This window comes from Bacillus sp. MYb78 (genome assembly GCF_002975115.1).
Classification (GTDB): Bacteria; Bacillota; Bacilli; order Bacillales; family Bacillaceae_G; genus Bacillus_A; species Bacillus_A cereus.
This window is the reverse complement of the sequence record NZ_PCOB01000002.1, coordinates 90,144-102,090: the sequence shown is the minus strand read 5'-3', so window position 1 is coordinate 102,090 and position 11,947 is coordinate 90,144. Positions and strand designations below refer to the sequence as shown.

Here is an 11,947-nt window from a genome sequence, read left to right as displayed (position 1 = left end):
TAGAAAATAAAAAGCCTGGTTGCCTTTTCGATTTTCATACATCACAACATGTGTGAAAATCCAAACTGCAACCAGACTATCATAGTAATTTTCATTACCTTAGACTCTTAGCTTTGCGACCTATCCTTTCGAACAGTGTGCCCATTTATTTTTTCTTTTTGAGACAATAAAAAATCTGGTTGCCTTTTCGATTTTCATACATCACAACATGTGTGAAAATCCAAACTGCAACCAGACTATCATAGTAATTTTCATTACCTTAGACTCTTAGCTTTGCGACCTATCCTTTCGAATAGTGTGCCCATTTATTTTTTCTTTTTGAGACAATAAAAAATCCGGTTGCCTCTTCGATTTTCATACATACAACTATGTGTGAAAATCCAAACTGCAACCAGACTATCATAGTAATTTTCATTACTTTAGACTCTTAGCTTTGCGACCTATCCTTTCGAATAGTGTGCCAAAAATAGGTATTTATTTATCGTGTTTTGAATATACCATTAAAACCCAAAAAAGAAAATAGTTTTTTTAGAAAAAAACAATTAATTTTTATAGTCTAAATTTTCCACTGGAAAATCCATAATAAAAACTTAAAAAAACATTTTGATCTTAGAAATACATCATACATTCTTTATCGATAAAATGAGATTTTTACTATCCATAAATAGCAAGATAAAATAGAAAAACATCACTTATTTGGAAGTGATGTTTTTTCTATTTAATGCAGTGGTAACATAACCTCAACCGTCGTTCCAACCCCAACTTCACTTTCAAAACTCATTTTACCGTCGTGGTCTTTAATAATTTTTTCTGTAACTACTAAACCTAGACCAGTTCCTGTTTCTTTCGTTGTATAAAAGGCTTCATTTAACTTTGGAATTTTATCTTTCGGAATGCCGCATCCCTCATCTTTCACTTGAATGATGATTCCATCTTTTACAGTAACTTTAATCGTAATTGTTCCGCCAACTGACATTGCTTCAATTGCATTTTTAATTAAATTAAAAAAGACCTGTTTTAATCGTTTTTCATCACATGAAATTGATGGTAAGTCTTTACTGTAAATACCTTGTATGTAGACTCCTTGTTTTAAAGCAGGCTTTTCCATAACTCGAATAACATAAGAGATAATTTCTTGTATGTTATGAGTTTCTGATTCTAGTGATTTAGATTTCTCAAATCCACTAAGTTCTGTAGCAATTATATGAATCCGATCTACTTCTTGTTTCATAATATCACTATAAATTTTATCCTCTGGATGCTTGTCTGCTTGTTTATTCACAAGTTTTTTTAAGTTTGCTAAAGGTCTTCTAATCTTATAACCAATAACCGTTGCCATCTTTCCAACAGCTGCTAGTTTTTCTGTCTGTTTTATTTCTTTGTCCATCATCTCAAGCGTACGAACATAAGACTGAACCCTCAAAAATATAATCCAACATATGATAGTAAATACGCTATATAATGCCATTGGGATTAAAACGAGAGAAGATTGAATAATGATTCCTGTAAGAGCATACTTTCCGACAAGTATCGCTGGAACTAACCAGAAATATCTTTTATTCACAAAGATTGGTGCAAACAAAATAAAAAATCCTTCTACTATATTTCCACCGTCAAATTCTGCATCGCTACCATAATAAATCATAATGTTATGGATAAAATCTAATACATTATAGCCAATTAGAATAATATACTTTACCGCAAAAGCATTCTTCCATTTCATAAAGTATATCCCAACGCAAAACAATACTACCATCAAAAAGTAAAGCCATAAACCTAAACCATCTTCAAACTCTCCTACACCTTCTTGCTCTCCACCGATTAACGGTACGATACATTCATAGGCAAGATCATATACAAAAAATATAATGAAAAATAAACTTAAAAATGCTTTCAGCGCCTTTATTTCTTCGTTTTTAAATATATAGCCTTTATTCATATGGTAACTCCTAGCTTTTCTTCCACTTGGATTTCAGTATTTCTACACTTCTTTGGGAGAATGATGTCTATTCTCGTTCCAGTATCTCTTTCACTTGAAATATGCAGCTCACCAAGGTGCTCGGCGACAATTCGATTCGCTACCGTAAGTCCCAGACCAATTTTATCTTGTTTCGTTGTATAAAAGGCCTCTGTAACACGAATTAAGTTTTCTTGCTTAATACCATGACCATTATCAATCACGCTGATCATTACATACTCTTTCCCTTTATTTTCTAATCTTACATGTAATATGCCATCTTGTTCCATTGCCTCTAAAGCATTTTTTATCGTATATAAAAAGACTCCTCTTATTTTTCGTTCATCACATTCAACTTCTATTGTTTTTTCTTCCACATTCGAAATAAACTGCACGTTTAATTCATTCATTTTTTCGCGAAGACTTGTTATTACTTGTAATACAATTTTTCCTACATCATGTTTCTTATAAATAGAAGGTTTGCATGTAGCAACTTCCATTAACTCGCTTATCATATTATTCATATTTTCTATTTCAAAAATCATACGTTTATAAGTAGGATCCTCTTCATGCTTCTCTCGTTGTAATTGCGTAAATCCTTTTAATGAAGCGAGTGGATTTTTAATTTCATGTCCAACCGTCGCTGCCATTTTTCCGATTACTGCTAATTTCTGTGATTCACTAGCAATCGCTATACTTTCCTTTACAGCTGAAAGATATTGTAAAAATCGGTTTAAAATGATATATGCAGCTATTAACATAAGTGTACACATAATAAGGAACATAAATGCTTTTACTTCCTCTAATACAAATAAATAAATTAAATATTTTCCTACAATAGAGGAAAGTAAAAACACATAGAATTTTTTATTTAAAAATATGGGTACAAAGAAAATGAGAATAATTTCTATTATATTTGTCGCATCAAACGCCGCCTTATTATAAAAAATATATGAAAATATATTAGCGATTTCTATCCCTATGTATGCAAATATCCATGCATATTTAACAAGTTTTGCCTTCTCTTTTTTCATTAAATATATATTCACGCACAGTATTGCTACTCCGCAAATAACTTGCCATACTATTTTGTATCCCTTATCCATTATTGATTTATCGTCTAATACGATTGCATAGAAAATTTGATATACAATAACAATGACATATAACACCCATAAAAGGATTTTTGCATTCTTTTCTTCTTCTTTATATGATAGAAAACTTTCTTTCACTTCAACACCCCTTCAAAATAATATCTCGAAGAATACCATTTATTATAATAAATGATTTTCATAGACAAACAAAGATAAATCGAACATTTGAGGAAAATCATCCCAACGACGCAACATCTTCATGCTATATACAAGCATAAAAAACATAAACAATAATACGTATATTATGGGAGGTGTTTTTTATGGACGGCAAAAAAAATAAAAAGACAGAACAACTCCAATCTTTCACGCGTGAAAATGAAGGAAAGGAGATGACAACAAATACAGGTGTTAAAATTTCAAATGATGAAAACTCTTTAACTGCCAGTGATCGTGGCCCTACCCTTCTAGAAGATTTCCTTATGCGAGAAAAACTTTCTCACTTTGACCGTGAACGAATTCCAGAACGAGTCGTTCACGCACGAGGATACGGAGCACATGGCATTTTTGAGTTATATGAATCTTTAGAAGAGCTAACAATGACCCACTTTCTACAAGACCCTTCAAAAAAAACACCGCTTTTTATTCGTTTCTCTGAAGTAGCTGGATCAAAAGGAGCAAATGAAACGAATCGAGATGTAAGAGGATTCGCCGTTAAATTTTATACAGAAGAAGGAAATTTTGATTTAGTAGGAAATAATATTCCCATTTTCTTTATTCAAGATGGCATTAAATTTCCTGATCTTATTCACGCCCTTAAACCAGAGCCACATAATGAAATTCCACAGGGTCAAACAGCACATGATACTTTTTGGGACTTCATCGCCAACAATCAAGAATCAGCTGCAATGATGATGTGGATTATGTCCGATCGTGCAATTCCAAGAAGCTTTCGAATGATGCAAGGATTTGGCGTTCATACATTTCGTCTAGTTAATAAAAATGGAAAGTCACGATTCGTGAAATTCCACTGGAAGCCAAAGCTTGGCGTTCATTCGTTAATTTGGGATGAAGCACAAAAACTAGGTGGTGCTGACCCAGATTACCATCGCCGTGATTTGTGGGAAAATATTAATGCTGGAAACTATCCTGAGTACGAACTTGGCATTCAAATTTTAGAAGAAGAGGACGAATTTAAATACGACTTCGATATATTAGATGCAACGAAAATTTGGCCTGAAGAAGATTTCCCCGTTAAAATCATTGGGAAAATGACCTTAAATCGCAATGTAGATAATGTATTTGCTGAAACTGAACAAGTGGCACTACACCCTGGAAGTATCGTCCGTGGTATTGACTTTACCAATGACCCTCTCTTACAAGGTAGACTCTTTTCTTATACAGACACACAATTAGCACGCGTTGGTACAAATTATCAAGAACTACCGATTAACCGTCCAATATGCCCATTTCATAACAACCAAAGAGATGGTGCGTCTAAATATATAATCGACAAAGGAAAAGTTGCCTACCATAACAATTCCTTAGCAAATAATTCTCCTTATACTGTACCTGGAACAAAGGGGGGATTCGTTACATATCCTTCTACTGTATCTGGTCATAAAACAAGGGAAACTGCCGCTAGCTTCAAAGACCACTTCTCTCAAGCTCGTTTATTTTGGAATAGTATGAGTCACGTCGAAAAAATCCACATTATGCAGGCTTTCTCCTTTGAATTAGGAAAAGTCAAAAGTAAATCTGTCCGCCAACAAGTCGTTGATATGATTGGACATATTAGTACAGAATTGGCTACTTTAGTTGCAGAAGCTCTCGGAGCAAAAGTCCCAAATGTGCAAGAATCCAACGTTACAAAATCATCTCCAGCACTAAGTATGGCAAATACGACCTTTAGCCCTAATACATTACGAGTAGGTGTCATTGTTGCAAATGGATATGATGGGCCAAGCGCACAATATATAATAAATCAGTTCAAACAAGTAGGTCTTCAACCAGTGATCGTTTCCGAACGATTAGGCATAGTGCAGGGAACGCCAAATGGACAATGGGAAGTAAATGATACTTTCTTAACAGGCTCACCACTCCTTTATGATGGATTACTTCTTATCGGCGGAAAGATGGATGATCATTTTCTTAACAAAGCAAGTTCATTTGTCGTAGAATCATATAATCACTTTAAGCCGATTGGCTCCTTCCAAAACGGCTCTTCTATTATTCAATCTTTAAATATCGAAGGAAAGCCTGGTGTTTTAATAGAACAAGACCCTACGCGGCTAGCAAATGAATTTATTAAAGCTATGACAAAACAACGCTTTTGGGAAAGAGCATATTCATAAAATAGGGGGGAATTTATGTTTGTTACTGTCGAGAAAGATGTGCATATTTTTGTGCAAGACGTTAATCCTGGTCCAGGTAGTAAGACTGTTTTCTTCGTTCACGGATGGCCTTTAAATCATCAAATGTATCAATATCAACTCAATTTTTTACCAGAGCATGGCTTTCGCTGTATCGCCATGGATATACGAGGGAATGGACAATCTGATAAGCCATGGACTGGTTACACGTATGATCGATTAGCCGATGATATCGCAATTGTTCTAGAAGCACTCCAAGTAGAGAACGCTACGTTAGTCGGTTTCTCAGTTGGTGGTGCTCTTTCTATTCGATATATGTCTCGCTATAATGGGCGCCGCATTTCTAAGCTCGCATTAATTGACGCTGTCTCTCCCTCTTTCGTTAAAAATCAAGAGTCCCCTTACGGTGTACCGAAAGAACAAGCAGATGCTCTCATTAATCAAATGTATGCTAATTTACCAAAATTTTTAAATGATGTATCTTTATCCTTTTTCAATAGAAACTTAGGAGCTGCAACCCTTGAATGGTTTTCTTATCTCGGTATGCAGTCCGCTTCTTATGCCCTTATCAAAATTTTACAAGCAGCTGCAAATGAAGATGTAACGAAAGATTTAAATAAAATTAACGTCCCAACAAAAATCTTCCACGGCGTTCATGACCAACTAATTCCTTACAAAAGTGCTGAACTTACGCAACAACGAATTAAAAATTCTCAGTTACATGCTCTTACAAATAGTGGTCATGGTTCACCAATCGATCAAGCGGATGAATTAAATAAAGAACTGATAAAATTTTTACAGACATAACAACTGCAATACAAGAACGAAAGTTAATATAATCGATTTTTCACAAAACATAAAATTCACATATTTCTCACAAATACACAAATAAAACGATTACATTTTCATATATACTAAATGTACAAGTAATACTCCCTAAACCCAGCTTGTCTGGTTACCCCGTTAAATACTATGAAAAAAGAACTTGTATCGTTATACAAGTTCTTTTTGTTTCTTTTATTTAAAGAGGATATCTTTACTATATTGATTTCCAACGAGTAAATCGTATTGAAGCATTTTATATTGCTCTAACATTTCTTTTTGTTTCTTTGTTAAATCATTGATTACTTCTCCATTTTTATCAACTTTTAATTCATCTCTAAGCACTGGTATTTCCTTGTAAAGTTCCGATAAAAATTGATAAAATAAGGATTTATTTAATCCTGCATAATCAAAAATAAGATTAGAAAAATGAATTGGGCTTACTAAACCTAAATTATCATTTGGCATATCAAAGTTTGCATACATTAATAACGGCGTTTGCGCCATCGCTAAACGTTCGCTCGGTGTTTTTTCATTCGTTATATACCCATTTTCTTTATAAAAAGATTTATTTGTTCCTAATGATGGAAGATGATCTCCAAAGAATACTAATAATGTAGGTCTATCTAAATTATCTAGTTGCTCTATTAAATATTGAAGAGCCTCATCTGAACGTCTTAATCCTTCTGTATACGTCTCTAATTCTCCCTTTGATTCTTCATTTTCTAGACCGCTAATTTCTATTAGGTTTTCACCAAATCGGCCTTCTGTAAATGGAAAATGATTTTGCATCGTAACTGCATGAATAAATGTTGGCTGTTTTTGTTCCTCTAACTCAGCAATTATCTCTTTACTCATCGCTAAATCACTAATATAATCTCCATCAATATCCACATTTTCCATCGTGTCCTCTGCATTAAACTTATCAAATCCTAACACCTTATATACATCGTCACGTTTAAAGAATGTGCGACCAAATGAATGAATTGCACTTGTATAATAACCTTCTTTTTTCAATGCCGTAGGGATTGATGGAATTTCTTTCTTATTTGTAATAACCTGCTGATATGGTATAGAACCTGGCTTTAACAAACTCATTGAATAACTTGTTAATGCCTCAAATTCAACGTTCGCCGTATTTCCCCCAAATGTAGGAGAAATAGTTTGTCCACCAGGAAAGTTTTCTATATAATGATGTAAATTTGGTACAGGATCTTCACTAAAAGAAAGGTTAGTTACTTTCGTCGGATCCCAAAACGATTCACTCATTACAAAAATAATATTCGGTTTCTCTTTTTTCTTTTGGCTCCCTATATTTCCACTATATTGTTTTTTTATATCGTTTGCTATTTGAAGCATATTTTCTTTAGAATAATTTTTTGGTTTTTCCATAACTGTTGTATCTAAATTGCTAATAAACCCAAGTACAAAACCATTTGAAGCATAGTTCTCATTTTGATTCCACAAAACAAAATCTACACCTGATTTTTGAAATACTTTATTCATAAATGTATTCGCAAAATTACCATACGCATATAGAACAAAAATAGATCCTACTACTAATAAGGCTCTTATTCCTAGATGAATCTTTACATTTTGAATATTGCTTCTCATATATATCCCTGCAGCAATACAAGCTACGATACTTAAGATAATGACAAAAATATAGCTCCAGCTAAAATAGTCCATCACCATCGGTATAACAGATTGCATATGCGTAATTTGTGTGAAATCAGAAGGATATAACGGATCGCCTCTGAAAATAAGCTTTAAATAATTCACAATACCTAAAATGACTAACGTACAGCTCGTTAAAACCATACTTAGAAAAACCTTACCTATTAAATTATATACAAGAATATATATTGCATAAATTACTACAAAACTTAATATAAACTGCATATTATAAAAGTAAATCCAATTCATTGCCTCTATGAAACTCATATTAACTTGCATGACAATATAAAATAACGCTACTGTATGAGCTAGTAAAAGTAATATAAAATGCACTCGCAGGGATGCTCTAAGTATAGACATCTCTTTTTTATTGAAATGCGTAATATAAAACGTTATGCCCCATATGAAAATAATCATAACACTTAAAACAAGCTTTTGATTTAAATGATCTTTCATCATGTCTAAATTAAAAACCTTTAAAATCATAAACAGCATAGTTATTACTAATAAAGTCACCATACTACTTATAATGCTAGAAATTAATATATTTCTTTTTGGAAGATGAAAAAGTGTAGAACCATACTTCAATTCATTCCCTCGTTTCTATGTCTTAATTTCCCCCGCATCGAAAGAACTATTTCTATTAAAATAACATATATTACATATTTCGTCTGCATACTTGCTTCTATCATAAATGTTTTGTCTTAATATTCCCTTAATCAACCGTTAAATTATGGTATACAAATTACTCATTCTTGAAAAGCTTAATTTCAGCACTCCACTTTATGATATAATAACTATGTTTTGGAAATCCTTAATACTATTAAAGATTTCACATAAAAATACGAAAGAATTAATAAAAAAGGAGTTGCTCATTTTTGCTTACTAAGTTTAAGAGTTTGCCTAAAGCGGTATATGTAATTTTGGCACTTTCTTTCCTGTTGCACGTTTTTTGTTTAGTAAAACAGCCAGGATTAGATGGAGAGTTAGTCAAAGTAACATATGGTGCAAATGATGCCTTTAACTATTCGTTAACAGCTGAACAACTATTAAAACATGGTGTATTTGGTTATGTGTATTTAGAACCTAGTGAAGTTCCAGGAAAAAATGCATATATTACACCAGGTCAGCCATTACTATTAGCTGGCGCTATGATTATTTCTGATATTACATCAATTCCTTACTATTACGTAGCAACTGTTATTAACATGATCATGAACCTTTGCACAGTGCTATTAGTATTCTTAATAGGAAAAGAATTGTTCGAAAAAAACATTTATGGAATTGTTGCAAGTATTTTATATGCTATTTATCCAAGTAACTATACATACTTCCGTACATTGCTAACAGAAGTTCCATCCATATTCTTATTGGCGTTATGTGTATATGTATTTGTTCTCGCATGGAAATACAATAAAGTGAAATTCCATATATGGTTTGGAATTGTCGTTTCAATTTTACTCATGTTCCGTCCAAATCCAGCTCCAATGATGCTCATTCCTGTTCTTGTTGTGTTATTTACATATGGATTTAAAGACTCCATTCGAATCGGATTGTTATGGTTTATCGGACCTTTCTTTATTATTGGCGCATGGGTTGTTCGTAACTACTTAGCACTCAACCAATTTATTTTATTCTCAACCCAAGGTGCAGATCCACTAATTGCCGGTGCAGATCCATTTAATAAAATTGGATATGAAAATATAGTAAATGAAATGAGAGCTAAAGGCTTAGATGACAAAGGTGCATACGCAAAAGAATTAATCAAGAACGGATTTAAGACGGACTTCACTTATTGGTTCTCTTGGTTCACTGTCGGTAAAACAATTGAATTATTCAAAACAGCTCCTGCTGTAGACCAATACCGTATTCACAACTTTATGCAACTATGTCATAGAGTGTTTATCATCGGTACATTCTTGAGCAGCTTCTGCTTCATGCTAAATTCATTTAAACATAAACGCGTTATGATGCTAGTAGCAAGTTCTATTATTTACATTATCTTCTCAAACTTATTCTTAGCAATTAATCGCTATGGATTTTTCATTAATCCTCTTATGTGCTTAATTCTTGCATACGGATTAATTCACATTGTGCAGAAACTTCCATTCTTCCGCACTAACCAAGCATAATAAGAAAGAGGTCGTCCACCGTTGGACGACCTCTTTCTTATTCCCCACACTTTAATTCCGTATGTATGTGTTTCTGTATTTGTCAAAATATCTTTCACAACACCACTCACTGTTTTATGTATAAATGCAAGTTTTTTACAACTATTACTATAACGAAAAGAACCTGCCACAAGACAGGTTCTTTTCGTTATTTTATGATAAAAGAGAAAATGATTAGCATGTGTATTATATAAAAGGAAGCAGCCATATTTTCCATACGATACATACGAGTACTATAATTACAAAATCAAAAAAATCTAATCTCGGACCTTTTTTCATATTCATATGTAGCCACATATGAAACCACTTTATTTTTGTATATTTATGGATGTTTTTCTTTGCAAATCGGTAAATAAGCATTTGCATGATAAAAAATCCGGCCACAAAAATAAATAATAAGATGAGAAATCCAATCACAAAATTCCTCCTATTTTTGTAGCGTTTTTTCTACTATCCGATTTTTCAAAACCCACTCTTCAAACTGGGCACTTCCAAATTCCCAGCTAAGATCGCGAGCATGTACAGAAAAAACGTAATGACCAGCATATTCGTCCATAAATCTCCCTAACTCTACATCGTCTTTCTGAATACCGTATACTCCAAAATTAAAATACACATCCCATACGTCTTCATTCTTTCTCTTATAAGCAATCGATTCCATATCACATTCTGTCCCGAAATAATCAAGATGTAAATGTACGCTATCATCGTATTCGTACTCCATTTTATCACCCCTTATATTTGTACTTCTTTACCACCAAAAAAATTCCTGCTATCTACACTCACATATGGGCGATTACCTACATATCATGCTTGTAGAGTGACTTCTAGGAGGTGTTATATAGTGAAAAAATTAATCGCGATTTTTTGCATCATGTTACTAGCTGTTTTTACTTTTGCTGCTTGTAGTAGTAAAAAAGAAGGTACGAAAGAACAAACTCAAAACATTCGCGTCGGCGAAGTTACCCATTCTCTCTTCTATGCCCCATTATATGTTGGGATTGAAAAAGGATTTTTTAAAGATGAAGGACTAAATATTGACCTACAAACAACAGCTGGTGGCGATAAAACGATGACCGCCCTATTATCTGGCGGAATTGATATTGCTCTCGTCGGTTCTGAAACGTCTATTTACGTTCATCAACAAGGAGCGAAAGACCCTGTCATTAACTTTGCACAGCTTACACAAACAGATGGGACATTTTTAGTTTCACGTAAAAAACTAGACTCTTTTAATTGGAATGACGTAAAAGGTGTTACATTTTTAGGACAGCGTAAAGGCGGCATGCCGCAAATGGTTGGAGAATACGTTTTAAAGAAAAATGGCATTGATCCTCATAAAGATACAAACTTAATTCAAAATATCGAGTTTGCTAATATTGCAAATGCCTTCGCATCTGGTACTGGAGAGTTTGTACAGCTCTTTGAACCGACTGCAAGTATACTTGAGAAAGAAGGTAAAGGTTATATCGTCGCTTCATTCGGAAATGAATCTGGTACTGTTCCTTATACAACGTTCATGGCAAAAGAAAGTTTCTTAAAGAAAGATAAAGCTGCTGCCGAAAAGTTCACACGTGCTCTCTATAAAGCACAGCAATGGGTTGATACACATAGTCCAGAAGAAATTGCTGATGCCGTTTCTCCGCTATTTAAAGACACTTCAAAAGACATAACAGTAAAAGTAATTGAACGGTACAAAAAGCAACATTCTTATGCGACAAATCCACTATTAGATGCGGAAGAATGGAAACAGCTCCAAACTATTATGAAAGACGCTGGCGAATTACAAAAAGAAGTCCCACATGAAGCGCTCGTCAATACAAAAATTGCCGAAAGCGTTATTAAGAAATAGAGGCG

9 protein-coding genes, 1 pseudogene and 3 riboswitches are annotated in these 11,947 nt (G+C 33.5%); of the genes and pseudogenes, 4 read left to right on the top strand and 6 right to left on the bottom strand.

What is annotated here, in order from left to right; translation table 11 throughout:
• Nucleotides 1-63: 63 nt before the first annotated feature.
• A riboswitch (cyclic di-GMP riboswitch) is annotated at nt 64-152 on the bottom strand.
• A gap of 71 nt (nt 153-223) precedes the next feature.
• Nucleotides 224-312, bottom strand: a riboswitch (cyclic di-GMP riboswitch).
• Between the two features lie 71 nt (nt 313-383).
• Nucleotides 384-472: riboswitch (cyclic di-GMP riboswitch) on the bottom strand.
• 246 nt (nt 473-718) lie between these two features.
• Nucleotides 719-1,939, bottom strand: coding sequence for an ATP-binding protein (locus CQ064_RS04380; RefSeq protein WP_001032625.1), 1,221 nt, complete (start codon nt 1,937-1,939; stop codon nt 719-721).
• Nucleotides 1,936-3,189, bottom strand: coding sequence for an ATP-binding protein (locus CQ064_RS04375; RefSeq protein ID WP_000664860.1), 1,254 nt, complete (start codon nt 3,187-3,189; stop codon nt 1,936-1,938). Before CQ064_RS04375 ends, CQ064_RS04380 begins: the two co-directional genes overlap by 4 nt.
• A gap of 182 nt (nt 3,190-3,371) precedes the next feature.
• On the opposite strand from CQ064_RS04375, the gene CQ064_RS04370 reads away from it, so the two are divergent.
• Together CQ064_RS04370 and CQ064_RS04365 are read left to right on the top strand one after the other, a co-directional pair.
• The gene (locus tag CQ064_RS04370; protein WP_000348767.1) at nt 3,372-5,402 is read left to right on the top strand and encodes a catalase; all 2,031 of its coding nucleotides are present in this window, start codon (nt 3,372-3,374) and stop codon (nt 5,400-5,402) included.
• Between the two features lie 15 nt (nt 5,403-5,417).
• Nucleotides 5,418-6,227 (top strand): alpha/beta fold hydrolase, encoded by an 810-nt coding sequence (locus tag CQ064_RS04365; RefSeq protein ID WP_000498271.1) that lies wholly within the window; start codon nt 5,418-5,420, stop codon nt 6,225-6,227.
• A 210-nt stretch (nt 6,228-6,437) separates the two neighbouring features.
• On the opposite strand, the gene CQ064_RS04360 is transcribed toward CQ064_RS04365, so the two are convergent.
• Nucleotides 6,438-8,507 (bottom strand): LTA synthase family protein, encoded by a 2,070-nt coding sequence (locus CQ064_RS04360; protein ID WP_000873623.1) that lies wholly within the window; start codon nt 8,505-8,507, stop codon nt 6,438-6,440.
• Nucleotides 8,508-8,797: 290 nt separating this feature from the next.
• Here CQ064_RS04360 and CQ064_RS04355 point away from each other — a divergent pair, with 290 nt between their 5' ends.
• Nucleotides 8,798-10,051 (top strand): glycosyltransferase family 39 protein, encoded by a 1,254-nt coding sequence (locus CQ064_RS04355; RefSeq protein WP_000956221.1) that lies wholly within the window; start codon nt 8,798-8,800, stop codon nt 10,049-10,051.
• On the opposite strand, the pseudogene CQ064_RS33990 reads toward CQ064_RS04355, so the two are convergent.
• The 3 genes and pseudogenes from CQ064_RS33990 to CQ064_RS04340 form a co-directional block, all read right to left on the bottom strand.
• Nucleotides 10,006-10,167, bottom strand: a pseudogene (locus CQ064_RS33990) (DUF2196 domain-containing protein); the annotation flags it as partial. The gene CQ064_RS04355 and the pseudogene CQ064_RS33990 sit on opposite strands and share 46 nt — an antisense overlap.
• 109 nt (nt 10,168-10,276) lie before the next feature.
• Nucleotides 10,277-10,507 (bottom strand): hypothetical protein, encoded by a 231-nt coding sequence (locus tag CQ064_RS04345; RefSeq protein WP_000578980.1) that lies wholly within the window; start codon nt 10,505-10,507, stop codon nt 10,277-10,279.
• 10 nt (nt 10,508-10,517) lie between these two features.
• The gene (locus CQ064_RS04340) at nt 10,518-10,814 is read right to left on the bottom strand and encodes a DUF3986 family protein (protein WP_000455579.1); all 297 of its coding nucleotides are present in this window, start codon (nt 10,812-10,814) and stop codon (nt 10,518-10,520) included.
• Nucleotides 10,815-10,934: 120 nt separating this feature from the next.
• Here CQ064_RS04340 and CQ064_RS04335 point away from each other — a divergent pair, with 120 nt between their 5' ends.
• A complete protein-coding gene (locus tag CQ064_RS04335) occupies nt 10,935-11,942 on the top strand; it encodes an ABC transporter substrate-binding protein (RefSeq protein ID WP_000733140.1) in 1,008 nt (335 codons plus the stop codon).
• Nucleotides 11,943-11,947: the final 5 nt, after the last annotated feature.

Coding starts and splice junctions, on each gene's coding strand:
- CQ064_RS04340 (WP_000455579.1), bottom strand. CDS start 10,814: ATGGAGTACGAATACGATGATAGCGTACATTTACATCTTGATTATTTC.
- CQ064_RS04380 (WP_001032625.1), bottom strand. CDS start 1,939: ATGAATAAAGGCTATATATTTAAAAACGAAGAAATAAAGGCGCTGAAA.
- CQ064_RS04370 (WP_000348767.1), top strand. CDS start 3,372: ATGGACGGCAAAAAAAATAAAAAGACAGAACAACTCCAATCTTTCACG.
- CQ064_RS04365 (WP_000498271.1), top strand. CDS start 5,418: ATGTTTGTTACTGTCGAGAAAGATGTGCATATTTTTGTGCAAGACGTT.